At 69.9% G+C, this 24,502-nt stretch carries 17 protein-coding genes; 12 read left to right on the forward strand and 5 right to left on the reverse strand.

Annotated features, from left to right (window positions below; translation table 11 throughout):
* Positions 1 to 15: 15 nt before the first annotated feature.
* The 6 genes from HUA74_RS11045 to HUA74_RS11070 all read left to right on the forward strand — a co-directional run bounded on the left by HUA74_RS11045 (position 16) and on the right by HUA74_RS11070 (position 7,805).
* Positions 16 to 1,521, forward strand: a complete 1,506-nt coding sequence (locus HUA74_RS11045; RefSeq protein WP_246137070.1) for a hypothetical protein — start codon at positions 16 to 18, stop codon at positions 1,519 to 1,521.
* 64 nt (positions 1,522 to 1,585) lie between these two features.
* Positions 1,586 to 3,106: a hypothetical protein gene (locus tag HUA74_RS11050; RefSeq protein WP_174454534.1), complete on the forward strand. Its 1,521-nt coding sequence runs from the start codon at positions 1,586 to 1,588 to the stop codon at positions 3,104 to 3,106.
* Positions 3,107 to 3,171: 65 nt separating this feature from the next.
* Positions 3,172 to 4,554 carry a formimidoylglutamate deiminase gene (hutF, locus tag HUA74_RS11055; RefSeq protein ID WP_174454535.1) on the forward strand — a complete coding sequence of 461 codons (1,383 nt, stop codon included), beginning with the start codon at positions 3,172 to 3,174 and terminating at the stop codon, positions 4,552 to 4,554.
* A gap of 84 nt (positions 4,555 to 4,638) precedes the next feature.
* Positions 4,639 to 5,775: an acetylornithine deacetylase gene (argE, locus tag HUA74_RS11060; protein WP_174454536.1), complete on the forward strand. Its 1,137-nt coding sequence runs from the start codon at positions 4,639 to 4,641 to the stop codon at positions 5,773 to 5,775.
* Positions 5,776 to 6,123: 348 nt separating this feature from the next.
* On the forward strand, positions 6,124 to 6,729 hold the full coding sequence (locus tag HUA74_RS11065) for a flavodoxin family protein (protein WP_174454537.1): 606 nt from the start codon (positions 6,124 to 6,126) through the stop codon (positions 6,727 to 6,729).
* A 176-nt stretch (positions 6,730 to 6,905) separates the two neighbouring features.
* On the forward strand, positions 6,906 to 7,805 hold the full coding sequence (locus HUA74_RS11070; protein ID WP_174454538.1) for a DUF2167 domain-containing protein: 900 nt from the start codon (positions 6,906 to 6,908) through the stop codon (positions 7,803 to 7,805).
* Between the two features lie 74 nt (positions 7,806 to 7,879).
* Here the strand turns inward: HUA74_RS11070 and mfd are convergent, their stop codons facing one another.
* Positions 7,880 to 11,473 (reverse strand): transcription-repair coupling factor, encoded by a 3,594-nt coding sequence (mfd, locus tag HUA74_RS11075; RefSeq protein ID WP_174454539.1) that lies wholly within the window; start codon positions 11,471 to 11,473, stop codon positions 7,880 to 7,882.
* Positions 11,474 to 11,711: 238 nt separating this feature from the next.
* On the opposite strand from mfd, the gene HUA74_RS11080 reads away from it, so the two are divergent.
* A complete protein-coding gene (locus tag HUA74_RS11080; RefSeq protein ID WP_254625015.1) occupies positions 11,712 to 13,184 on the forward strand; it encodes a PAS domain-containing sensor histidine kinase in 1,473 nt (490 codons plus the stop codon).
* 21 nt (positions 13,185 to 13,205) lie between these two features.
* On the opposite strand, the gene HUA74_RS11085 is transcribed toward HUA74_RS11080, so the two are convergent.
* The 4 genes from HUA74_RS11085 to HUA74_RS11100 form a co-directional block, all read right to left on the reverse strand.
* Positions 13,206 to 13,535, reverse strand: coding sequence for a hypothetical protein (locus tag HUA74_RS11085; protein ID WP_141641766.1), 330 nt, complete (start codon positions 13,533 to 13,535; stop codon positions 13,206 to 13,208).
* 66 nt (positions 13,536 to 13,601) lie between these two features.
* On the reverse strand, positions 13,602 to 13,925 hold the full coding sequence (locus tag HUA74_RS11090) for a c-type cytochrome (protein WP_174454541.1): 324 nt from the start codon (positions 13,923 to 13,925) through the stop codon (positions 13,602 to 13,604).
* Positions 13,926 to 14,057: 132 nt separating this feature from the next.
* The gene (locus HUA74_RS11095; protein WP_174454542.1) at positions 14,058 to 15,758 is read right to left on the reverse strand and encodes a hypothetical protein; all 1,701 of its coding nucleotides are present in this window, start codon (positions 15,756 to 15,758) and stop codon (positions 14,058 to 14,060) included.
* Between the two features lie 49 nt (positions 15,759 to 15,807).
* On the reverse strand, positions 15,808 to 17,157 hold the full coding sequence (locus tag HUA74_RS11100) for a bifunctional glycosyltransferase/class I SAM-dependent methyltransferase (RefSeq protein ID WP_174454543.1): 1,350 nt from the start codon (positions 17,155 to 17,157) through the stop codon (positions 15,808 to 15,810).
* 192 nt (positions 17,158 to 17,349) lie between these two features.
* On the opposite strand from HUA74_RS11100, the gene HUA74_RS11105 reads away from it, so the two are divergent.
* The 5 genes from HUA74_RS11105 to HUA74_RS11125 are packed head-to-tail and all read left to right on the forward strand — an operon-like array spanning position 17,350 to position 24,496.
* Positions 17,350 to 19,542: a polysaccharide biosynthesis tyrosine autokinase gene (locus HUA74_RS11105; protein ID WP_174454544.1), complete on the forward strand. Its 2,193-nt coding sequence runs from the start codon at positions 17,350 to 17,352 to the stop codon at positions 19,540 to 19,542.
* Positions 19,539 to 20,795, forward strand: coding sequence for a glycosyltransferase (locus HUA74_RS11110; protein ID WP_174454545.1), 1,257 nt, complete (start codon positions 19,539 to 19,541; stop codon positions 20,793 to 20,795). The genes HUA74_RS11105 and HUA74_RS11110 overlap by 4 nt, the downstream gene beginning before the upstream one ends.
* A gap of 8 nt (positions 20,796 to 20,803) precedes the next feature.
* Positions 20,804 to 21,934, forward strand: a complete 1,131-nt coding sequence (locus HUA74_RS11115) for a glycosyltransferase (protein ID WP_174454546.1) — start codon at positions 20,804 to 20,806, stop codon at positions 21,932 to 21,934.
* Positions 21,931 to 23,385 carry a hypothetical protein gene (locus HUA74_RS11120; RefSeq protein WP_371745656.1) on the forward strand — a complete coding sequence of 485 codons (1,455 nt, stop codon included), beginning with the start codon at positions 21,931 to 21,933 and terminating at the stop codon, positions 23,383 to 23,385. The genes HUA74_RS11115 and HUA74_RS11120 overlap by 4 nt, the downstream gene beginning before the upstream one ends.
* Positions 23,354 to 24,496 carry a glycosyltransferase family 4 protein gene (locus HUA74_RS11125; protein ID WP_254613957.1) on the forward strand — a complete coding sequence of 381 codons (1,143 nt, stop codon included), beginning with the start codon at positions 23,354 to 23,356 and terminating at the stop codon, positions 24,494 to 24,496. Before HUA74_RS11120 ends, HUA74_RS11125 begins: the two co-directional genes overlap by 32 nt.
* The last annotated feature ends 6 nt before the right edge of the window (positions 24,497 to 24,502 follow it).

Here is a 24,502-nt window from a genome sequence, read left to right on the forward strand (position 1 = left end):
ATGCCCGGAGGGTGGATGCGCTCGGTACTCTACGCGGTGGTGTTGTTGGCCTGGGGCTTGGGGGGCTGTGCGGCTCACCGAAGCGACCTGGAAATCCCGGACCGTGAAGCCATCTACGACCGGCCGCTCGCGGAGATGTGGCCGGAGGTCCGAGGCTACTTCACGCGCAACGAGCTGCCCTTCCGCGAGGACAAGGGCAGCATGGTGCTCCAGACGGAGTGGCGGCAGGAGTTCGGCGGCTCGAGGATTTCGGGCTTCTTCCACCGGTACATGGTGGTGGGCCGGCGCGAGACGCCCACGTCGAGCAAGCTGCAGATCTTCCGCATCACCAAGAGCTCCAACAAGACGCTGTCACAAGGCGGCAGGGAGCTGGACTGGGGCGTCTCGCGCGGTGTCGGACTGGGGCCCACCGGTCAGGAGGGCAGCGCAACGCATTCGATTTCGGAAGGTGATCAACCCCTGACCAGTGCCGAGGACTGGGAGGAGGTCATGGACACGCCGCGGGGCGAGAACCTCTTCATCGAATCGGCGCAGGCCCAGCGAGACCTGTTGATGGAGTGGCGGGTGTTCCGCGAGGTGGCACCACTGCTGGCGAAGGAGGAGAACGCGCCCAAGCCGGTGCAGGTGGCCAAGGCCCCGAACGCGAAGGAGGCGCCGTCGCAAATCTCCATGGAGTGCGGGCTGCCCATCATCGGCCTGGGCAAGCAGGCGAAGCCGGGCGCGGTGCTGATGTTGGGCGAGCTGCACGGCACGCGCGAGGTGCCGCGCTTCGTGGCGCAGACCTCCTGTCAGGCGACCGTGGCGGGCATCCCGGTGACGGTGGGTCTGGAGCTGCCGCTGGAGAACCAGGGCCGCGTGGACGCGTTCCTGGAGAGCCAGGGTGGGGAAGAGGACTGGTTGAAGCTGATGGAGTCGCCGTTCTGGCGCAGCCCGTACCCGGATGGCCGTGGGAGCGAGGCGATGGCGAACATGCTGGAGCAGTTGCGCCAGTTGCGCTCGCGGGGCCTGGACGTGGACGTCGTCGTGTTCGACCACCCGAAGGCGAATGGTCAGCAGCGCGAGGACGCGATGGCGGCCACGCTCATCCACCAGGTGGAGTCCGCGCCCCAGCGCTTCTATGTGGTGCTGTCGGGCAACATCCACTCGCGCACGAAGAAGGGCCTTCCGTGGAACAAGCAGCACCGGCCCATGGGTCTGATGCTGAAGGAGAAGCTCGACAGTGTGGTGTCGCTCGACATGGCCTACGACACTGGCACCGCATGGATATGCTCGGTGGACTCGAAGGGCGTGCGGGACAGGCTGGACTGCGGCGTGCGCGAGGCGAAGGGCAAGGACAACGGCGAGCGCTACTTCGTGCACACGTGGGACTCGGTGAACTCGGAGGGCTACCACGGGGTGTTCTACGTGGGCGCGGTGAACGCGTCCGCGCCGGCCATCCGCGTGGGTGAGCGAGGGCCCGGCAAGGAGGGCAGCAAGAAGCCCTTCGCGCCCGAAGCGGAGTCTGTCGTCTCCGCGCGCTGAGCCGTGGCGATATGCCACCCTCCCGCTCCCGTTCCATTCCCGGTACGCGATGCTCGGAGGGTGGATGCGCTCAGCTGTGTATACGGTGTTGCTGTTGTCCTTGGGTTTGTCGGGCTGCGCGGCCCATCGCGGCGCGCTGGAGTACCCGGACCGGGAGGCCATCTACGACCGGCCGCTCGCGGAGATGTGGCCGCAGGTTCGGGAGTTCTTCACCCGCAACGAGCTGCCCTTCCGTGAGGACAAGGACAGCATGGTGCTGGAGACGGAGTGGCGGCAGGAGTTCGGCGGCTCGAAGATTTCGGGCTTCTTCCACCGGTACATGGTGGTGGGCCGGCGAGAGACGCCCACGTCGAGCAAGCTGCAAATCTTCCGCATCACCAAGAGCCTGAACAAGACCCTGGCCAACTCGGGCAATCAGGTGGACTGGAGTCCGACCCGGGCCTGGGGCATGGGGGCGACGATTGAGGGCCCGGCCGAGGATTACAAGGCCGAGCCGATTCAGCCAGCGAGCGCGCCGCTGTCGTCGGCCGAGGACTGGGAGGAGGTCATCGCCACGCCTCGGGGAGAGACCTCGTTCTTCGCGGAGTCGGGCCAGGGGCAGCGAGATTTGGTGATGGAGTGGCGGGTGTTCCGCGAGGTGGCGCCGCTGCTGGCGAAGGAGGAGAACGCGCCCAAGCCGGTGCAGGTGGCCAAGGCGCCGAACGCGAAGGAGGCACCGTCGCAGTTCGCGGTGGAGTGTGGCCTGCCCATCATCGGCCTGGGCAAGCAGGTGAAGGAGGGTGGGGTGCTGCTGCTGGGTGAGGTGCACGGAACGCGCGAGGTGCCGCGCTTCGTCGCGCAGGCCGCCTGTCAGGCGGTGGTGGCGGGCATCCCGGTGACGGTGGGCCTGGAGCTTCCGCTGGAGAACCAGGGGCGCGTGGACGCGTTCCTGGAGAGCGCGGGTGAAGAGGCGGACTGGCTGAAGCTGATGGAGGCTCCCTTCTGGCGCAGCCCGTATCCGGACGGCCGTGGCAGCGAGGCGATGGCGAACATGTTGGAGCACCTGCGCCAACTGCGCTCACAGGGCCTGGACGTGGACGTCTTCGTCTTCGACCACCCGAAGGCCAACGGGCAGCAGCGCGAGGACGCGATGGCGGGCACGGTGGCGTTCCAGGTGGAGTCGAGCCCCCAGCGCTTCCACATGGTGTTGTCGGGGAACATCCACTCGCGCACGAAGCAGGGCCTGCCGTGGGACCAGAAGCACCGGCCCATGGGGTACTTGCTGGAGCAGCGGCTGGAGCATGTGGTGGCGCTGGACATGGCGTACGCCAGCGGCTCGGCGTGGATCTGCTCGGTGGACCAGAAGGGCGTGAAGAGCGCGCTCGACTGCGGTGTGCGTGAGGCGAAGGGCAAGGACAACGGCACCCGCTTCTTCGTGCACACCTGGGACTCCACGAACTCGGAGGGCTACCACGGGGTCTTCTACGTGGGCGCGGTGAACGCATCCGCACCGGCGGTGCAGCGCGGCCTGGGGCGTCCGGGCGCGGATGACAACACCGTCCACCCGGCCCCGGACGAGGGCTCGAAGATGGCGTTCGCGCGCTGACAGCCTCGCCGGCGGACCGTGTCGTGGCTGCTGCGGGGCGCGGTCCGCTGGCATACGCTGTCGGGGTGAGCGACATCACTGTCTACCAGCCGGACTTCCTGTACGTGGGAGGCCGGCTCATCGAGGGTCGTGCCCTGGCCGTGGGTGCCGGGGGCCGCGTCGTCGAGGCGTCGTCCGTGCCCGCCGGGGCGAGCGTCGTACGGCTCCCGGGCCGCGCGCTGCTGCCGGGGCTGGTCAACGGCCACTCCCATGCCTTCCAGCGCCTGATTCGCGGACGCACGGAGTACGTCGTCTCCGGACGCGAGGCGGATGACTTCTGGAGCTGGCGAGAGGCCATGTATCGCGCCGCCGAGGCCCTGGGCCCCGAGGACGTGTACGTGGCCTCGCGGCAGGTCTTCGTGGAGATGGCGCTGGCGGGCATCACCACCGTGGGCGAGTTCCACTACATCCATCACCAACAGGACGGCACGCCGTACGCGGACCGGAACGCGCTGGCCCACGCCGTCATCCGGGCCGCGCGGGACGCGGGGCTGCGCATCTGTCTGTTGCGCGTGGGGTATGCGCGCGCGGGCTACCAGGTCGCGGCGAATCCGCGGCAGCGTCGCTTCATCGACCCGGACGTGGACACCTTCCTTGCGTCGGCGGAGTCGCTGGCTCGCGAGGTGCGGGACGACGCGGCGGTCAGCGTGGGACTGGCGCCGCACAGCGTGCGAGCGGTGACGAAGGACTGGCTGGCCGCCGTCTCGAAGGCGTCTGGTTTCCCCGTACACATGCATGTGGCGGAGCAGCCGAAGGAAATCGAGGCGTGCCTCGCCGAGCATGGGCGACGGCCGGTGGAGCTGCTGTCGGACCTGGGGCTGTTGAGCGCGGGCTTCACCGCCGTGCATGGCGTGCACCTGACGGACGAGGAGGTGGCCATGCTGGGCACCGCCCGGGCGACGGTGTGCGCGTGTCCTTCCACGGAGCGCAACCTGGGTGATGGCATCGTTCCAGCGGATGCGCTGGTGAAGGCGGGGGCGAGCATCAGCCTGGGCTCGGACAGTCAGGCGCTGGTGGACCTGCTGGACGAGGCGCGTCAGCTTGAAGGCCACCTGCGGCTCGCGAGGCTGCGGCGCGCGGTGCTGGACCCGGGAGGCGGCGAGGTGTCGGGCCTGGCGGCGCGGCTGTTGGGCATGGCCACGGTGGAGGGGGCGCGCAGTCTGGGCCTGTCCACGGGGACGCTGGAGGCGGGCGCGCTCGCGGACTTCTTCACGGTGGACGTGGGGCACCCGTCGCTGGTGGGCGCGGGGCCTTCATCGTTGCTGGCTTCCATCGTCCTGGGTGCTGACAAGGCGGCGGTGCGCGAGGTGGCGGTGGCCGGACGGCTGGTGGTGAGGGATGGCCGGCATCCGCTCGCGGAGGAGAGTGGACGCGCCTTCCAGGCGCTCGCGCGCACGCTGTACCCCTGACGGGGCGTGGGAGACAGGAGCCCCTCCGGGGGCTGGCGCCAGACGCCAGGGGGTGGCATGACGCGGCCACCGGAGGTTGTCTTCATGAGCGACACGCTGCCCGCGCTGCGGGCCACCCTGACGGAGTTGGTGGCGATGGACACCACGTCCGCGCGACCCAATGCCCCGCTCATCGACTATGCGCAGGCGCGCCTGGAGAAGGCGGGCTTCAGCGCCGAGCGTCAGCGGTACACGGACGACGCGGGCGTGGAGAAGGTGAATCTGGTCGCCGTGAAGGGCGGCTCCGGACGCGCGGCGCTCGCGCTGGTGGGACACTCCGACTGCGTGCCGTTCGATGCGGCGTGGACGGATGCGCTGAAGCTGACGGAGAAGGAAGGCAAGCTCTACGCGCGCGGCGCCTGCGACACGAAGGGATTCATCGCCTGTGCGCTTCATGCCGCGGAGCGGGCCACGAAGCTTCAGGCCCCGCTGATGGTGGTGCTCACCGCCGACGAGGAAGTGGGGCTGGTGGGCGCCAAGAAGTTGGTGGCGGCGGGACTGGGCCGCGCGCGCCACGCCATCGTCGGAGAGCCCACGAAGCTCACGCCGGTGCGCGCCAACAAGGGCTATTGCCTGGCGGAGGTGGAGGTGCTCGGCAAGGAGGGCCACAGCGCGTATCCGGACACGGGCGCGTCCGCCATCTTCCGCGCGGGACGCTTCCTGAACCGGCTGGAGCAGCTCGCCACGACGGTGCTGCGCGAGGAGCTGGATGAGGGTTTCCAGCCGCCCTTCACCACGGTGAACGTGGGCGTCATCCAGGGGGGCAATGCGAAGAACATCCTGCCGGGCTCGTGCCGCTTCACGGTGGAGTGGAGGCCCATTCCGGGACAGCCGGTGCAGCGGGTGGCCGAGCTGCTGGAGTCCATCCGCCAGGAGCTGGTGCGCGACGAGCCCGCCTACGAGGCCCACATCCGCGTGCTGCGCACGGACCGGGGTGTGAATACGCGCGCGGACGCGGAGGTGGTGCGCTTCCTCGCGGAGGCCAGTGGCAACGCGTCCACCACGGTGCCTTTCGGCACGGAGGCTCCGCAGATGACGGAGCTGGGAGCGGAGGCCGTGGTGTTCGGCCCCGGCGACATCCGCGTGGCGCATCAGACGGGCGAGTACGTGCCCACCGAGGACCTGGTGCGCTGCGAGGCCGTGCTGTCGCGCGCCGTCGTACACTTCTGCGGCGAGCAGTGAGGCAGGCCGGGTCGGCGCGTGTCGGAGTGCGCCGACCGGTTCTCCAGGCCGGAAGTCACCGGTGTGAGGTCACCCACGTGAGTGGCGCTCGCGTGGAGTCGTCGCTGGAGCACGTTGGCGGTGGCAGAGGCACCTGAGGGCGCGCGCTTCGTGCGTCGCGAGGCTCCCATCGTTGGTGGGTTCACTCACGTGGGCGCCGCTCGTGTTTGTCGTCGCCGGAGCGCAGGGGTGGGGACAGAGGCGCCTGAAGGTGCGCGCGCCTCGTGCGTCGCGAAGTTCCCGGCGTTATGAAGATGCCGCCGGTGCACACTCCGTGCTTTCTCTCCGGCTCCTTTCTGGACCGACGACATGAGTTCCTCCTCCGCGACGCCGCGCAACGTCCTCTTCCTGCTCGCCAGCGCCCGTGAGAACGGCAACGCGGAGCAGCTCGCTCGCAAGGCGGCCGAGTCGCTGCCTTCCGGCACGGTGACGGACTGGCTCCGGCTGGACGCCTACCAGCACGAGGCTTTTCGAGACCTGCGTCATGCTCCCGGCGGCTACGCGGCACGGCCCGCGAGCCCGGAGATGCTGGCGCTCGCCGAGCGGACCCTCGCCGCCGACGAACTGGTCATCGTCGCCCCCGTGTACTGGTACAGCCTTCCCGCCAGCGCGCAGTCCTACCTGGAGCACTGGTCCTGGTGGTTCCGGCTGCCGGAGCTGCGTTTCCGCGAGCGCATGCGCGGCAAGGTGCTGTCGCTCGTGACGACCCACTCCTCCGACGAGGATGACGGCGTGGCGCAGCCGCTGCTCATGAGCCTCCAGCTCAGCGCGGATTACATGGAGATGGGGTGGAGAGGCGCCCTCATCGGCCATGGCAATCAGCCCGGAGAGGTGCTCCAGGACCCTCGCGCCATGGCCAACGCTCGTGAGTTTCTCCGGCGTCCCGTGACTGTCGCGAAAGTCGAAGCTGCCTGAACTTTTGGGAGTGCGGGGCACTGAATTGACGCGTGCTCCCGTGCGCCGCTAGGTTGCCGCGCCTTCGGACCCGGGGGGCTTGCGAGCGCATTGCGCCGCACGCTGTGTCGTCAGTGATTCTGACGTGTCACGTCCCTCCGGCCATCCGTGTCTGAATTCCCTGGAGGGGGAGTCACATGCAGCGTGGCAGGTGGTTGTTCGCGGTGATGTCGCTGGTGGCGGTGAGCGCGTGGGCCCAGGTGCCCGAGCAGGCGGGTGACTCGGAGGAGGTGGAGGCCCCGGCGCTTCCCGAACTCCACCCGCGGACCGGTGAGGTCGTGCTGGGAGGCGGCCTGGCGAAGATGGTGGTGCCGGAGAGCTTCGGCTACCTCTCGCCCGAGGAAGCGGAGAAGGTGCTCGTGGAGGTCTGGGGCAACCCGCCCGGCTCCAAGACGCTGGGCATGGTGATTCCGTCGGACGTGAGCGTGGACTCGCCCGAGGGCTGGGGCGTCGTCATCCAGTACGACGACGATGGCCACGTGGAGGACGAGGACGCGGCGGGCATCGACTACGCGGACCTGCTCGAGGAAATGCAGGGGAACACCCGCGATGAGAACGCCGAGCGCGTCAAGGCGGGCTACGGGGCGGTGGAGCTGGTGGGTTGGGCCGCGACTCCGCGCTACGACGCGAGCACGCGCAAGCTGTACTGGGCGCAGGAGCTGGGCTTCGGTGACTCGAAGGAGCACACGCTGAACTACAACGTCCGCGTGCTGGGCAAGGAGGGCGTGCTGGTGCTCAACGCCGTCGCCAGCATGGTGGCGCTGCCCCAGGTGGAGAAGGATATGCAGCAGGTGCTGGCCTTCACCCACTTCCAGCCCGGCCACCGCTACGAGGACTTCGACCCGAGCACCGGCCGCGTGGCCGCGTACGGTGTCGCGGGTCTGGTCGCCGGCAAGGTGGCCGCGAAGGCGGGGCTCTTCAAGGGGCTGATCGCGGTGCTGGTGGCCGGCAAGAAGGTCATCTTCGCTGGCCTCGCGCTGCTCGTCGTCGCGCTGGGCAAGCTGTTCAAGCGCGGTGGCAACGACGGCACGCCGTAATCATCAGCGCGCTGGAGTGCGAGACAGAGGCTCGGGACCCCGCGGTCCCGGGCCTCTTCTCGTTTCGGGACGGCTCAGCTCCGGGGCAGCGAGCAGTGGTCCAGGTCCCTCAGCACCTTGCGCGCCTCGGCGATGAGGTCATGTCCCTGGAGGCCCTGCGCCACGCGGGCGATGAGCTTCATGTCTGGCGTGAGGCGGTAGTAGCCCTTCGAGCGCTGCACCAGCCCGGCGACCTTCGGTCCGTCCAGGAGCGCGTCCGCGCCCAGCGTCACCACCAACCGCTGGGTGCCGACCTCCAGGCCCCGCAGTCGCAAATCACGCATGTCGATTTTCAGCAGCGTCAGCTCGGACAGGTGGTCCACCTCGTCCGGCGCCTCGCCGTAGCGGTCCACCAGCTCCGCGCGCAGGTCCGTCACTTCGTCGGGGTGGCCGGCCTGGCTGAAGCGCTTGTAGAAGACGAGCCGCTGGTGCACGTCGCTGACGTAGTCGTCCGGGATGAGCGCGGGCATGGGCAGCGTGACGTCCGGCTCGATTTGCACCTTGGGCGGCTGGCCCTGCAGCTCCGCGACGGCTTCCTCCAGGAGCTGCGCGTACATGTCGAAGCCAATCTCGGCGATGGCGCCGGACTGCTTCTCGCCCAGCAGGTTGCCCGCGCCGCGAATCTCCAGGTCATGGCTGGCGATGGAGAAGCCCGCGCCCAGCTCGGTGAAGTTCTGGAGCACCTCCAGCCGCCGCTGCGCATCGCGAGTCACCGCCCGACGCGTGGGCACCAGCAGGTACGCATACGCGCGCTCCTTGGAGCGGCCCACGCGGCCTCGGAGCTGGTAGAGCTGCGCGAGGCCGAACTGGTCCGCCCGGTTCACAATCATCGTGTTGGCGCTGGAGATGTCGATGCCGCTCTCGATGATGGCGGTGCACAGGAGCACCTGGTGCTTGCGCTCGGTGAACTCCAACATCACCTTCTCGAGCTGCCCTTCACCCATCTGTCCGTGCGCCACGCCGACGGACAGCTGCGGCACCAGCTCGCGCAACTGCTGCTCCATGGACGGCAGGGACTCCACGCGGTTGTGCACGAAGAAGACCTGCCCGCCGCGAGCGACCTCCCGCTCAATCGCCTCCTTCACCACCATGGCGTCGTACTTCATGACGAAGGTGCGGATGGCGCGCCTGTCCTGCGGCGGCGTGGCGATGATGCTCATGTCGCGCACACCCGACATGCTCATGTGCAGCGTGCGGGGAATGGGTGTCGCCGTCAGCGTCAGCACGTCAATCTGGGAGCGCCACTTCTTCAGCGACTCCTTCTGCTTCACGCCGAAGCGCTGCTCCTCGTCGACAATCATCAGCCCCAGGTCCTTGAAGGCCACCTCGCCGCCCAGGAGCTTGTGCGTGCCGATGAGGATGTCGACCTTGCCCTCCTTGGCGCGCTTGAGGATGTCCCGCACCTCCGGCGGCTTCTTCAGTCCGGAGATGACCTCCACCGTGACGGGGTAGTCGTTGAAGCGCTTCCTGAAGGAGAGGAAGTGCTGCTGCGCCAGCACCGTGGTGGGCACCAGCACCGCCACCTGCTTGCGGTCCAGCGTCGCCTTGAAGGCCGCGCGCATGGCGACCTCCGTCTTGCCGTAGCCCACGTCGCCGCAGACGAGCCGGTCCATGGGCTCCGGCTTCTGCATGTCCGCCAGCACGTCCTCAATCGCCTTCGCCTGGTCCGGCGTCTCCTCGAACTCGAAGTCCGCCTCGAACTGGGCGAAGTAGCGGTCCGGCGCGCTGAAGGAGTGGCCCGGGTGGGCGCGGCGCGAGGCGGCGATTTGCAGCAGCTCCGCCGCCATCTTGAGGAGCTGTTCCTTGACGCGCTTCTTCGTCTTCTCCCAGCTCGTCGTCCCCAGCTTGTCGAGCTGGATGGTGTCCGGGTTGCCGCCGGTGAACTTCTGGATGAGCCGCATGCGGCCCACCGGCAGGTAGATTTTGTCCCGGCCCGCGTACTCCAGGACGAGGAAGTCCCCGGGCACGCCGTTCACCTGCATCTTCGTCAGGCCCGAGTAGCGGCCGATGCCGAAGTCGGTGTGGACGATGAGGTCGCCTTCCTTCAGGTCCTTGAAGCCCGCGGCGAAGGCATCCAGCTTCTTGCCGCGCTTGACGCGCCGACGCGCGCGGACGCCGAAAATCTCCTCGTCCGACAGCACGGCCAGCCCGCCCGAGCCGTCCACGAAGCCCTGGCTCACCTCCCCCGTGAAGAGGTGCGCCCACACCGACGGCTCGTACAGCACCGACGCGTCCGTCATGGGCTCGGTGTGCACCTTCACCATGACGTCGCGGTCCAGCAAGAGCCGCTTGAGCCGGTCCGCCTGGCTCAGCGTGCCGCACGCCACCGCGCACGCGACGCCCGAGTCCCGCCAGCGCTGGAGCCGGTCCACCAGCGGCGAGAGCGCGCCCTCCTCGCCATGGTGCGCGAGAATCGCCTCCCGCAGGTCCTGCGTGCCGCCGAACTGGAAGAGCACCGGCGGCTTCTCGGACTGCGTGAGCGACAGGCCTCCACCCTCGACGACGCGATAGCCGCCCAGCAGCTCCGCGACGGCCTCGCGCGAAAGGAAGTGCTCGGCCGGCGGGCGCACCAGGTCCTTGCGCTCCTCGGCCGCGACGAAGGTGCGCTCCAACTCGTCCCACAGCGCGTCCGCGGCGCGCCCCAGCTCCAGCGGGTCGTCCAGGTAGAAGACCGGCGCCTCCGGGCTCCACGTGCGCAGGAAGTCGAACACCGTGGCCAGTCCGCCCTCGAACAGCGCGGGCAGCAGGCCCTCGAGTCCGAAGCCGGGCATCCCTTCTCGCAACGCGTCCAGCCGCTCGCGCAGCTGGATGGTGGGCAGGTTGATGTGCTCGGCCACTTCGCGGGCGGCGGCCTCGGCGCGCGGACGGGTGTCCTCGGTGAGCAGCAGCTCCCGCGCGGGCACCAGGTCCACTTCCTTCAGCGCGTCCACCGTGCGCTGCGACTCCGGGTCGAAGGCGCGGATGGAGTCGATGGTGTCCCCGAAGAACTCCAGGCGCACCGGCTTGTCGTAGAGCGGGCTGAAGACGTCCAGCAGACCGCCGCGCACGGAGAACGTCCCCACGTCCTCCACCATCGGGCTGTTCTGGTAGCCCATCCGGGAGAGCTTCCGCGCCAGCGCGTCCCGGTCGTACTCCTGGCCCACCACCACCCGGTCCGTGAGCGCGGCCATGACGTCCGGGCGCAGCACGCGGCGGTGCAGCGCGCGCAGGGACAGCACCAGCACCGGGAAGCGCGTGCCTTGAGACAAGTGAAACAACGCGCCCAGCCGCTCGGTGACGGCGACCGCCTCCGGGGACAGCTCGTCGTAGGGCAGCACCTCGTCGGCGGGCAGGCGCAGCACGCTCGGCCGCAGCAGCGTGCCGGTGCCACCCAGGAAGAAGGCGAGGTCGGCGGCCAGGGCATCGGCTGCTTCCTCGTCCGCCGCCACGCAGACGAGCGGCGCGCGTGCTTCACGGTGCAGGCGAGCCAGCACGTGGCCCCGGGCGGAGCCCTTCAGTCCCTGCGTCCGCGCGCGGTGTCCCGGGCGCAGCTCCGCCAGCAACCGGGCGAAGGTGTCACCCGCCACGAGCGGCACGCCGCCAGGCTGCGCCGCCTCGTCATCCCGCCTCTGTGTGAAAGGAGTGTCCATGAGTGGACCCCTGAGGGCCGCAGGGTAATTAGGGGCATGCCCCTGACAGGTCAACGACAGAGCGCATTGCGTGTCGTGTGTCGGAGCCGACGCGGCCACGAATGCTGTGTCCGCCACGAATCAGCCGTACCTGGGGTGGGTTGGCCGCATGCCCGGGGCAGGAACTACTCTCCTGCAAGGCATCGCTGGGGGGTGCCACACGCCAGCCATGCAATCCGGCCGTTGGAGCAACAGGTTGATGAGCGGGGCGGGCGCACCCCCCTCCGAAGCAGTGATGGTGCTGCGCAGCGTCCGCTCCGCTGGGCACGGCATCCTGGACTTCGAGTGCGTCTCCGCGAATGTCCACGCGGAGCGCTGGCTGGGGCGCGACGAGCGTCCGCTCGTGCGCCAGCGCCTCCTCGAGGAAGCGCCGTGGGTGGGCGAATGTGGCCTGTTCGCCGCGTGTGTCCGAGTGGCGGTGCGCCGCGAGCCGGAGGTGGTGCGTGTCTCCCGCCAGTCCTCCGTGGGGCTCGTCTGGCTGCTGGCGCGGGTGTCGCCCTGGGAGGACGGCGTTGTCGTCTTCCTGGAGGACCTGACGGAGCGGATGGCCGCCGAGGAGACGCTGCGCAGGGACCATGACCTGCTGCACGCCGTCATCGAGAGCGCCACCGACGCCATCTACGTGAAGGACGTGGATGCGCGCTACGTGCTCATCAATCCCGCCACCGCGCGGGCGTTCAATCGGGCGCCGCAGGACATCCTCGGGCGCACGGACCTGGAGTTGCTGGGCGAGGACGTCGCCGGGCCCACGCTGGCGCATGACCGCGCGGTGATGGAGTCCGGCGTCACCGCCACCTACGAGGACTCAGAGGGCGGGCCGGGAAGCGACCGCATCTGGCAGACGACCAAGGGCGTGCTCCGTCGGGGCGACAGCACCGTCTATGGCCTGTTCGGCATCAGCCGGGATGTCACCGCGCGCCGCCGCCAGGAGCTGGAGCGGGACGAGGAGGCGCGCTTCCAGGAGCGCTTCATCGGCGTGCTGGGGCACGATTTGGGCAACCCGCTGGCGGCGGTGCGGCTGTCCGCCGCGGCCCTGCTGGCCCAGGCCACGCTGACGCCGGAGGCGCGGCGCGTGGCGCAGCGCATCGACGGGAGCGCCGAGCGCATGGCGCGGCTGGTGAAACAGTTGCTCGACTTCACCCGCGCGCGCATGGCGGGAGGCATCCCCCTGCGTCCGCGCGAGGTGTGCATGGAGTCGGTGTGCCGTCGCATCATCTCCGAGCTGGAGCCGGCCCATCCCCAGCATCAGGTGGACCTGGAGGTGGATGGCGAGTCGCGCGGCGTCTGGGACGAGGAGCGGCTGGGACAGGTGCTCTCCAACCTGGTCGGCAACGCGCTGCAACACAGCCCCAGTGGCACGTCGGTGCGCGTGCGGCTGGCGGCGAGCGACCCGCTCTTCCAGCGCGTGGAGGTCCACAACCTCGGGCCGCCCATTCCGGACTCGCTGCGCCCGCGCCTGTTCGCGCCCTTCCACCGCGCCACGCCCGAGCCGGGCATGCCCCGGCCCCACCGACACGGGCTGGGCCTGGGGCTCTACATCGTCTCGCAAATCGTCACGGCCCACGGCGGGTGGGTGGATGTCGCGTCCTCACTGGAGGCCGGGACGTGTTTCTCGGTGACGCTGCCCCGCGTGGTCCAGGCCCAGGACGAGACCCAGACGCGCTGGGCCTGAGCCGAGGGCACGCCTGCCTGCTCAGTAGCGGCCGTACCGGGCCGCGGCGCGCAGGCGCATCAAGTCGTTGAGGACACCGGGGTCCACCAGCTCCAGCGCCGCGGCTCCGGAGACACCGGCGTAGCGGGAGCGGTAGTCCTCCTCGTCCTCCTCGTCGTCGCCACCCTTGTCGTCGCCGCCCTTGTCATCCCCGTCCCCACCTCCCTTGCCGTCGCCAGGACGCAGCGAGAGGGGCTCGGGCCGGGACACTCCCGGCTCGATTCGCGGGGAGGTCAGGGCATCGGCGCGAACCGAGGCGAACAGACCGGCCATGGACAGGCAGAACACGAGGGCGGTGGAGAGGGTCTTCATGGTCGGCTCCGTTTCTCTGTCCGGCTGACGCGCACCCCGGAGGGATATTCAGCGAGCCGCGGGGCCCTACTTCGCCTTCATGGTGCGGATGTATCCCACCAGCGCGTCAATCTGCGCGGCGGTGAGCTTGTCCTTGAAGGCTTTCATCTTCGTGTTGCGAGGGGAGCCGTCGGCAATCGCCTGACGGATGTCCGCGTCCGACTCGGCCGCCTGCCAGGCAGCCTGGCTCATGTCGACGATGGACTCCTTCTTGCCCATCTTGGTCTGCGCCTTGCCGTCGTCGCCGTGACACGACTTGCACTTGGCCTTCCACACGTCCGCGACTTCATCCTCCGCGTAGACGCTCGGGGCCAGACAGAGGCTCATCACCAGGGCAACCCGCTTCATCATCGTCACTGCCTCCTTGGGAGGAGACAACTGTGGCACGGAACGTCGTGCCCGGGGAGTGCCGCTGGCGGCGAGGAGGTCGTCGCCATGGAAGCCGCCCAGGGAGTTGGACGCGCCTCCGGTTACTCATGCGTCTCAGTGAGGCGGACGGGGCCAGAACGACACGTGGCCCTGGGGAGGCGCGAGCCACACGGACTCCAGGAACCGCACGGCATTGCGGTCCGCGTCGTCATGTTCGGTGGTCTGGTAATGCAGGGTGGTCACCAGCAGCAGCGTCGCGAGACCCGCGGCCACGGAGGGCAGGGCGGGCCAGCGCCGCCCGGGGGGCGTGGCGAGGGTGGCGAGGACCCAACCCGTCACGGCCACCAGGAGGACGAGCAGCAGCACGCCCGCGATGGATTGGGGCACACCGAGGAAGGACAACACGGAGGGAGGGAAGAAGCCGGCGTGCAGCAGCGGCAACGTCAGACCTCCCAGGGCGTTGGAGACGTCGTCTGGGATGTAATTGACGAAGGTGGCCAGCCCCGTGGTGAGGATGGCGGCTCCGCACAGCATGGCGCCCGCGCCCAGGGCGGTGAGGCTTTGACGCTCGCGCAGGCGCTCCAGCCACAGGCCCGCGGGTAGCAGGAGGAAGGGCACCAGGCCGGTGAGGTGGCGCGGTCCCGTCGTCCAGCCCCAGGAGTCATAGGAGAAGGAGGACGTGAAGTAGAGGTAGCCCGCGAGGAGCGCCGCCGTCATCCACGCCAGGGCGCGCTGCTCGGCGGAGACGTCGGCGCCGCGCCGGAAACGCAGCCGCGAAAGGCCGGGCACGGCCAGCAGCAGGAAGGGGGCGAGCGTGAACAGCCCCCGCAGCGGAGAGACGAGCGACAGGGTGAAGGCGCGCGGGTCCGGCGTGCGGATGCCCAGGAAGCCGCCCAGGTGCCACGGCTGGTAGCCGGAGTCGTTGAGGTACTTGTACCCGCTCGTCAGCGGATGTCCGAAGGTGGCCTGGTGGTACGCCATCAGCGCGAGCACGAAGGGCAGCGCGCCCAGCGTGGCGAGCCCGGCGGCGCGGCCCAGGCCCCGCAATCGCTCGCGGGCCGGGACGTCGCGGAAGAGGAAGGTGAGCGCGGCGTACAGCACCAGCCCGAGCACCCCCAGGGCGCCGGTGTACTCGGCCGCCACGGTGGCTCCCGCGCACGCCCCCGCGAGGACATAGCCCCGCTCACGCCACTCCCCTCGCGCGCAGCGCCACAGCGCATAGAAGCCGGCGAAGAGCAGCACCGCCGTCGTCTGGTGGCTCATGAACAACAGGGAGTAGCTGAACGCCAGCGAGCCCAGTCCGTACGTCACGGTGAGGGCGTCGGCGACGGGCGCAGTGAGGGTGGCACGCAGGTAGCGCCGCACCAGCCACAGCAGGCCCAGCGTGGGCAGCACGGTGAGCCACAGGCGCGAGAAGAAGACGAGGGGGACCTCGGGCACCGGCTCCGGACCCGAGGCGGCGCGCAGCGCGGCGTACACCGGCGCGGCGGCGAACGAGAGCAGCGGCGCCTTGCTGGGGTAGTACTTCCCATCCTTCACGGACAGGTCGCCCACGTAGCCCCGGTCGCGCAGCACCTGGTTGATGTCGAGCGTGCCGTGCTCCACCAGCGCGATGCTCTGCCAGAGCCGACACAGCTCATTGGGTGAGCGCAGCTTCGGGTGGTACGGAAACAACAACACATACAGCGCCGCCAGGGCGGCCCAGACCGCGCGAGGCGCGCCCCGGGAGGCCATGACGGGCTTCCCGGTGGGGCCGGGCGCCGAGGACTCCGAAGGGGTCTGCGAGTCGGTGGCCGGCCCTGGCGCCAGACTCACGGCGTGGTGCTCCCCGCGGTGTGGTGCGTCGTCGCCGGGAGGCGCATCCTCAAGCGTCGCCTCCGGTGACGCGGGCCACGGCGAAGAGGCTCATGCCCACCGGCAGCTTCACGTTCGCCTCGGCGCGGGCGAACAGCGGGGCCAGCGTGTCGTACAGCTTGAGCTGGAGCTTGGGCACGGAGCGGCGGCGCAACAGCCGGCTGTTGACGAACCAGCCGGGCATGCCCACCAGGTTCATCCACTCCAGCTTCTCCACCTCGAAGCCATTCTCCTCCAGCACGGCGCGCAGGCTGGCGGGGGTGTAGCGGCGGTAGTGGCCCACGGCCTCGTCGATGCTGCCGAACAGCTGCTCCAGCGCGGGGACGAGGATGAGCACCCGTCCGCCGGGCGCCAGAATCTGACGGAAGCGGCGCACCGCGGACCCGTCGTCGGGGATGTGCTCCAGCACGTTGGAGAGGACAATGGTGTCCAGGCGCTCCTGCTTGAGCGACTCCCAGTCCGCCAGGGCCACGTCGGACAGGTACGGGCGGACGTGGGGCCGGCCGCGGAAGAGGTTCTTCAGGCGGTCGACGTAGAAGCGGTCGACCTCCAGCGCGATGAGCAGCTCCGCGCCGGACTCCAGCTCGCGGGTAATCGTGCCGATGCCGGCGCCAATCTCCAGCACGCGGCGGCCCAGGTGCGCGCGGAAGCGGCGGCCCAGCCACTGGTTGTAGTGGGTGGCGCCGTCCATGCGCTCCAGCGTGGTGTAGCCCTCGTGCTGGTTGTCTGCGTCGTCGCGCACGGTGGCGTAGCGCATCAGCGTGCGCAGCTGCGACAAGCGCGCGGCGCGCGGGCGGCGGGGCACGGCCTGCATGGGCGGCAGCGACACTTCCGTGAGGCGGTAGAGTTGCGCGGCCAGCTTCACGACGAGCTCGGCGTCCACCGCGTCGTCATCGCTGGTGAGGGTGACGGAGCGCAGGGCTTCCGTGCGAAACGCGCGCACGCCGCTGAGCGGGTCCTTCACCGGCACGTCCGTGACGAAGCGGGCAACATGGCCCATCGCGCGCTCGGCCCACAGCTCCGGCGTCAGGCCGGGGGTGCCACGGCGGCCGAAGACGGCGTCCGCGGTGTCCGCCTGGAGCGGGCCCATGAGGGCCTCATAGGCGTCCGGTGCATAGGCCGCATCCGGGTCCTGGAGCACCGTCACGGCGCTCGTCACGTGGGACAGCGCCGCGCGGATGGACGCGCCCTTGCCTCCCTGGACGCTGAGCACATGGAGGCCGGGTCTTGATGCCACATCAGGCTGGCCGTCTCCGGCGAGCACCACTTCCGCGCGGCCCGCCAGGGCGCGGGCGAAATGGGCGGCGGCATCTACAGTGGACGAGTCGAAAGGGATGATGACGGAGTGCGGAAAGCTCACGTCGCGCTCCCTAGCACAGGCGGCCCGAATGCGCGCGTTCCTCCCTCGAAGAAGGGTGGAAGGGGGGCGTCCAGGCGACGGCGGAACGATGGACAACCCGGGGCGGACACGGCACGCTCGACGACGGTGTCCATGGGTGTGGGTGAAGGTCGGCCCCGGCCCAGGCGCTCCAGGCTCCAGGAGAGACAAGACGTGGAAGGAACCGTGTTCGACCCGGCCGGTGGCAACAACGGCCCGACGCCCGCGGGATTGATGCTCCGCGCGCGGGCGCTCTGGCGACGCAAGTGGGTCGTGCTCGGCGTGGCGGTGGTGGTGGCGGCGCTCGCGGCCGTCTACACGCTGCGCCAGCCCAAGGTCTTCTCCGCCAGCACCTCGCTCATCATCGACGTGATGGCGCCTCGCTTCCTGGACGGCGAGGTGAAGGAGGTCATGGGCGAGGAGCGCAGCAACTACTGGTTCAACAAGGAGTACTACGCCACGCAGAGCGAAATCATCACCTCGCGCGCGGTGGCCAGCCGGGTGGTGGACAAGCTCGGACTGTCGACGGACCCAGGCTTCCTGGGGCTCGCGGGCCTGCAGGACGAGAAGGCCCGCGTCCAGGCCATGCAGGGCTCGGACGCGGTGGGGCTGCTCCAGTCGCGCATCCGCGTGCTGCCCGCGAAGGACTCGCGGGTGATGAACATCGCGGTGGATGACCTGGATGCCCAGCGCGCCGCGCTGCTCGCCAACGAAGTGGCGGGCGCGTACATGGCGGAGAACCTGGCGCTCAAGCTGCGCATGACGGAGGACGCGCAAAGCTGGCTGGAGGGGCGGCTGGAGGACCTGGAGAACCAGTCCAAGGCGAGCGAGATGGCCGTCTACGACTTCAAGAAGGACGCGGACATGTTGTCCACGTCGCTGGAGTCGCGGATGAGCATCGTCAGCGACCGCATCAACAGCTACAACCTGAACCTCACCGAGGTGAGCACCCGCATCGCCGCGCTGCAGGCGCGCGTGGAGGCCATCCAGAAGCTGCGCAAGGCCTCGCCCGACGACGAGCTGTGGGCGGAGGCGCTGCCGGGGGCCAAGGATGGCTCCATCCAGGACCTCAAGAAGGCCTACACGGACGTGCGCGTGGCGTGCGCGGAGCTGACCGAGCGCTACCTGCCCGAGCACCCGAAGCTCCTGGAGTGCCAGGGCAAGCTGGCGGTGATTCAGGCCGACTTCCTCAAGAGCCTGCGCAACCTGGTTCGCTCGGCGGAGACGGAGCTGTCCGAGGCGGAGGCGCAGCGCAAGAACCTGGTGCGGCTGCTGGACGACGCCAAGGCCGAGGCGTTCCAGGTGAACAAGAAGTCCATCGAGTACGACCGGCTCAAGCGCGAGTCGGACAACAACCAGCGGCTCTACGAGCTGGTGCTCAAGCGGCTCAAGGACATCGAGCTGTCGGGCCTCTTGCGCACCAGCAACGTGCGCGTGTTGGACTCGGCCCGGCCGCAGTACATCCCGGTGAAGCCGAACGTGAATCGCAACCTGCTGGTGGGGTTGGTGATGGGGGTGCTCGCGGGGCTGGGCGTGGCGCTGCTCCTGGACCTGCTGGAGAACAGCGTGGCCACGCAGGCGGACGTGGAGGAGCGGCTGGGGCTGGCGTTCCTGGGCGTGATGCCGCGCATCGAGGGGCACCACCCGCCGAAGGACCGGGACCTCTACGTGCACCGCGAGCCGAAGTCGTCGGTGGCGGAGTGCTGCCGGGCCATCCGGACCAACCTCCTGTTCATGTCTCCGGACACACCCTTCAAGACGCTGGTGGTGACGTCCAGTGGTCCTCAGGAAGGCAAGTCCACCACCAGCATCAACCTGGGCGTGGCCATGGCCCAGAGCGGCAACCGGGTGTTGCTGCTGGACACGGACATGCGCAGGCCCCGGCTGCACCGGGCCTTCGGCGTGCCGAACGAACTGGGCATCTCCTCGTTGGTGGTGGGCGAGGGCACGCTGGACGCGGCGGTGAAGAGCACGGAAGTGCCCGGCCTGTTCGTGTTGCCGTGCGGCCCCATCCCACCCAACCCGGCGGAGCTGTTGCACACGCGGGCCTTCACGGAGCTGTTGAAGGCGGCGGCGGGGAAGTTCGACCGCGTCATCCTGGACAGCCCGCCCCTCAACGCGGTGGCGGACGCGGCGGTGCTGGCGACGCAGTGTGACGGCGTGGTGCTGGTGCTCAAGGCGGGCAAGACGAACCGCGAGTCGGCCCGGCGCGCGCTGCGCTCGCTGGCGGACGTGCAGGCGCGCATGTACGGCGCCATCCTCAACGACGTGGACTTGAAGGCGCCGCGCTACGGGGACTCGTACCTGGCCTACCAGGGTTATGGGCAGTACGCGGAGGAGTCCAAGGACGGGGTGACGCAGTCGTGAGCACGCCCCCGGCGGGAGCGGGTCTGCGGGTGTTGCACCTGGGCAAGTTCTATCCGCCCGCGTCGGGTGGAATGGAAGCACATGTCCGGACGCTGGCGCTCGAGCAGGCCGCGCTGGGCGCGCGGGTGGAGGTGATTTGCGCCAACCACTCAGCGGATGGGACAGGGACGAGCCACGAGTTCCTGGGGCGAAGTCCCACGCGCGAGGACTGGGACGGTCCGGTGCGCGTGGTGAGGCTGGGCCGCCGCGCCTCCGTGGCGCGGATGGACCTGCTGACGGACCTGCCCGGGGCGCTGTGGCGCGCGCTCGGACGGGGCGTGGACGTGGTGCACGTTCACACGCCCAACCCCACCATGGTGTTGGCGCTGGACGCCGTGCCCCGACTGCCGCCCGTCTTCATCACCCACCACAGTGACGTCATCCGTCAGAGGGTGGCGGGTGCGCTCTTTCGTCCCTTCGAGGCGCTCCTGTATGCGCGGGCGTGCCGGGTGCTGGCCACCAGCGACGCCTATGTCCCCGGCTCCGCGCTGCTGCGCGCGTTCCGCTCCAAGGTGCGGGCGCTGCCCCTGGGCATCGACGTGTCGCCCTTCCTCCATCCGTCCGCCTCCGCTCGGACGGAAGAGGCCCGGTGGCGTGAGGTGGCCGCGGGCGAGCCGCTGTGGCTGATGGTGGGGCGGCTCGTCTACTACAAGGGATTGTTCACCGCGCTGGAGGCCCTGACGCGGGTGCCGGGGCGACTGGTGGTGGTGGGCGAGGGGCCGGTGGAGGCGGAGGCGCGGCGCCAGGCGAAGGCGCTGGGCGTGGAGGCGCGCGTGATATGGGCGGGCTACCTGTCGCCCGACGCGCTCGCTGGAGCCTATCGCGCGGCGACGGCGCTGTGGTTTCCCAGCAACGCCCGGAGCGAGGCGTATGGCTTGTCTCAAGTCGAGGCCATGGCCAGCGGGCTGCCCGTGTTGAACACGGCGATTCCTCACTCGGGCGTACCCTGGGTGAGCCGCCACGAGGAGACGGGGCTGACGGTGCCGGTGGGTGACGCGGTGGCGCTGGCACGCGCGGCGCGCAGGCTGCTGGACGAGCCGGAGTTGGTGCGGCAGCTGGGACGTGGAGGGCGTGAACGCGCGATGGGGGCGCTGCGGCACGACGTCATGGCGGCCCGCAGTCTGGGGCTGTACGCCGAGGCGCTGGGGCGCCCCATGTCGGTGGCGGAGGCTCCGTCCGAAGTGCCAGCTCGCGCCGCGTCGGGGAGGTCTTGAGGCCCACCATGCGCGCGCTGCACGTCTACAGTGGCAATCTCTACGGCGGCATCGAATCCCTCCTCGTCTCGCTGGCGCGCGTGGCGGCGCGCCACCCGGAGGGCACCGTGCACGAGTATGCGCTGTGCTTCGAGGGACGCCTGGCCGACGAGCTGCGCGCCGCGGGCGCGACGGTGCATCTGTTGGGGCCAGCGAAGGTGAGCCATCCCTGGACGGTGTGGCGCGCGCGGCGGGCCCTGGGCGCGGTGTTGAAGCAGGGCGCGTACTCGGCGGCGGTGTGTCACTCGGTCTGGCCCCAGGCGCTGTTCGGTCCGGTGGTGCGCGCGGCCGGCGTCCCGCTGGTGTTCTTCCAGCACGAACCGTTGGCCGGCGCGCATTGGCTGGAGCGCTGGGCGAGCGTCACCCCCCCGGACCTGGTGCTGTCCAACAGCGCCTTCGCGGCGCGCTCGCTGGGGTCCGTCTATCCCCGGGCGGCCTATCGGGTGCGGCACCCGCTGGTCGCCGAGGCAGCGCGTGAGCTGGAGGCGGCGGAGCGGGCCTTGCTGCGTGCCGACCTGGGCGCGAGCGAGGACGACGTGGTCATCATCCATGTCAGTCGCATGCAGGCATTGAAGGGGCATCGGCTGCTGCTCGAGGCCCTGGGCCGCATGCGCGAGGCGCGAGGGTGGCGACTGTGGGTGGTGGGGGGCGCTCAACGCGAGGAGGAGACGCGCTACGTGGACGGGCTGCTCGCGCAGTCGAAGGCGCTCGGGCTGCAGGGGCGGGTGCGGTTCCTCGGGCAACGCTCGGATGTGCCCCGGTTGCTGCGCGCGGCGGACCTGCACTGTCAGCCCAACACGTCGCCGGACTCTTTCGGGCTGGCCTTCGTCGAGGCGCTCCAGGCAGGACTTCCCGTGGTGACGACCGCGTTGGGTGGCCCCCTGGAAATCGTGGACGAGACGTGTGGCAGGCTCGTCGCGCCCGAGGCCGGCGCGCTGGCCTCGGCGCTCCTCCGCCTGGTGGTCGACGCGGAGGCCCGGCGCAGGCTGGGGGAGGGCGGGCCCGCTCGCGCGGCGAGGCTCTGCGCGCCCGAGGTCTTCCTCGCGAGCCTGGACGAGGACCTGCGCTCCGTCAGGTCCGTTTCCCGAGTGGCCGCGTGAGTGCTCCGCGCCCACCGCTCGGGGTGAGACCGGGGCTGCAGGGGCCGGGCGTGCTCGGGCGCAAGTTCGTGCGCCGCGCTCCGGATGTGCCGCTGGAGGTGGTGACGCGGAGGGCCGAGCCCAGGAGGGGCCTGCTGTCGTCGGGCAAGCTGGTGCCGCTGTTCATCGGCCTGCTCATCTTCTGTCAGCTCGCCTTGCTGGTGGACGCCATCGGTCCGCTGCGCCTGGTGGTGCGCATCCTGGCCTTCGGCATGAGCCTGGCGTTGCTGGTGTGCGTGCCAGGACGGGGCCTGAGGCATCCGGCCCTGCCCTTCGTGCTGGGCTCACTGGGCATCACCGCGCTCAACTTCTTCAACCCGGGCACCGTCAGTCCACTGGGCGCGGCGGCGCAGCTCGGCATCCAGCTCTCCATCATCGCTCCGCTGCTCTGGGTGACGCGGCTGTCCATCGACCCGAAGGTGTTCCGCCTCACGCTCGCGCTGCTGTTCTTCTTCAACGTGGCGAGCGCGGCGGTGGGTGTGCTCCAGGTCTACTTCCCGGGCCGCTTCCAGCCCGCCGTCTCCTCCGCCGTGCAGTCGCAGGGTGACTCCTACCTGCGCAGCCTGGAGTTCGAGACGGCGAGCGGCGAGCGCGTCTACCGTCCCATGGGGCTGACGGACATGCCGGGTGGCGCGGCGACGGGCGCGTTCTACGCGGTGTTGCTCGGCAGCGGTTTCCTGCTGTCGTCGCGTCGCGGGCTGACGCGCGGGCTGAGCGGCGGTGGCATCCTGATAGGGCTGCTCAGCCTCTACCTGTGCCAGGTTCGCGCGATTGCGCTGATGCTCGTCGTGTGTCTAGCGGCCATGGCCTTCGTGCTCACGCTCACGGGCCGGGTGGGGCGGCTGGCGAAGCTGTTCGCCGTGGTGGGCGGGGCGGCTGTGTTCGCCTTCGGCTGGGCCGTCGCGGTCGGGGGCGACGCGGTGCAGTCGCGCTGGGACTCCTTGTTCGAGGCGAAGCCCGAGGAGGTCTACCGCAGCAACCGGGGGCGCTTCCTGGAGGGGACCTTCGAGCACCTGCTGCCGGAGTATCCGCTGGGAGCGGGCCTGGGACGCTACGGAATGCCCAACGCGTACTTCGGGGACAACTCCGACCCGGCCTACCCGGGCCTGTGGGCGGAAATCCAGTGGACGGCGTGGGTCTACGACGGTGGGGCCTTGGTGATGGTGCTCTATCCGCTGGGCCTGCTTGCAACGATGGCCTGGGTGCTGCGCATCGCGCGGCGGCGCGAGGACCTGGGTGAGGAGTTCTGGCTGTGGGGGAGCGTCATCTTCGCGTACAACCTGGGCGCGCTGGCGCTGACCTTCAGCTATCCGTTCTTCATGAGCCAGGTGGGCATGGAGTTCTGGTTGCTCAACGCGGCGCTCCTGGGCGCCTGGACTCATGCGAAGACCCTACACGCTCATCGCCGGTGACTTCGTGGCCACCGGTGGGATGGACCGGGCGAACCTCGCGCTGGCGCTCTGGCTGGCGAAGCAAGGCGGCCCCGTGCGGCTGGTGGCGCACCGCGTGGCGGACGAACTGCTCGGCTTCCCCAACGTGCGCTTCGTGCACGTGCCCAAGCCCGCGAACTCCTATCTGCTGGGCGAGCCGTTGCTGGATGCCATGGGACGCGCCTGGGCCCTGCGCACGCGCGCCGAGGGTGGCCGCGTCCTGGCCAATGGTGGCAACTGCGTGGTCCCGGGCGCCAACTGGGTGCACTACGTCCACGGCGCCTACGTCTCGGAGCCGGTGGGCGGTGCGCTTCGCCGGCTCAAGGGGCGGGTGAGTCACCAGCGCTACAAGAACGATGAGCGCAAGGCGCTGTGGCGCTCGAACGTCATCATCGCCAACTCCGAGCGGACTCGAGCCGACCTGGTGGCGGCGACGGGCGTCCCCGAGGCGCGGGTGCATGTCGTCTATTACGGCAGCGAGCCGGAGCGCTTCCACCCTGTCTCGCTGGAGACTCGGAGCGCGACGCGCGCGGCGCTGGGTTGGCCGACGGACCGGCGGGTGGCGCTCTTCATCGGAGCGCTGGGCGACAGGCGCAAGGGCTTCGACACGCTCTTCGAGGCGTGGTCCCGACTTCATGCCCGAGGCGATTGGGACACGGACCTCAAGGTGGTGGGCGCGGGCGCGCAGCGCGAGGCCTGGGAGCATGAAGCGCGGGTGCGTGGCCTGTCGGAGCGCATCCAGTTCCTCGGGTTCCGAAGTGATGTGCCGGTGCTGCTGTCCGCCGCGGACCTGCTCGTGGCGCCGACGCGCTACGAGGCCTATGGGCTGGGAGTTCAGGAGGCCCTGTGCGCGGGGTTGCCCGCGCTGGTGAGTCGCGCCGCGGGCGTAGCGGAGCGCTATCCCGCCGCGCTGCGGGACTTGTTGCTGAACGACCCGGACGACGTGGCGGGGCTCGTGGGCGCGCTGGAGTCCTGGCGGATGAATGCGAGCGCCTGGGCCGCGCCGCTGGCCTCGCTGTCGGAGTCGCTGCGCTCCAGGACGTGGGACGACATGGCGTCCACGCTCGTCGAGGTGATGGAGCGCGAGGGCTGAACGCGG

The organism is Myxococcus sp. CA051A (assembly GCF_013336705.1).
Lineage (GTDB): Bacteria > Myxococcota > Myxococcia > Myxococcales > Myxococcaceae > Myxococcus > Myxococcus llanfairpwllgwyngyllgogerychwyrndrobwllllantysiliogogogochensis.

Bases quoted from the DNA above. Each gene is read 5' to 3' on its own strand.
- HUA74_RS11115 (WP_174454546.1), top strand. From the start codon at position 20,804: ATGCGCGCGCTGCACGTCTACAGTGGCAATCTCTACGGCGGCATCGAA.
- HUA74_RS11065 (WP_174454537.1), top strand. From the start codon at position 6,124: ATGAGTTCCTCCTCCGCGACGCCGCGCAACGTCCTCTTCCTGCTCGCC.
- HUA74_RS11050 (WP_174454534.1), top strand. From the start codon at position 1,586: ATGCGCTCAGCTGTGTATACGGTGTTGCTGTTGTCCTTGGGTTTGTCG.
- HUA74_RS11090 (WP_174454541.1), bottom strand. From the start codon at position 13,925: ATGATGAAGCGGGTTGCCCTGGTGATGAGCCTCTGTCTGGCCCCGAGC.
- mfd (WP_174454539.1), bottom strand. From the start codon at position 11,473: ATGGACACTCCTTTCACACAGAGGCGGGATGACGAGGCGGCGCAGCCT.
- HUA74_RS11085 (WP_141641766.1), bottom strand. From the start codon at position 13,535: ATGAAGACCCTCTCCACCGCCCTCGTGTTCTGCCTGTCCATGGCCGGT.
- HUA74_RS11080 (WP_254625015.1), top strand. From the start codon at position 11,712: ATGAGCGGGGCGGGCGCACCCCCCTCCGAAGCAGTGATGGTGCTGCGC.
- argE (WP_174454536.1), top strand. From the start codon at position 4,639: ATGAGCGACACGCTGCCCGCGCTGCGGGCCACCCTGACGGAGTTGGTG.
- HUA74_RS11125 (WP_254613957.1), top strand. From the start codon at position 23,354: ATGCGAAGACCCTACACGCTCATCGCCGGTGACTTCGTGGCCACCGGT.
- HUA74_RS11045 (WP_246137070.1), top strand. From the start codon at position 16: ATGCGCTCGGTACTCTACGCGGTGGTGTTGTTGGCCTGGGGCTTGGGG.
- HUA74_RS11070 (WP_174454538.1), top strand. From the start codon at position 6,906: ATGCAGCGTGGCAGGTGGTTGTTCGCGGTGATGTCGCTGGTGGCGGTG.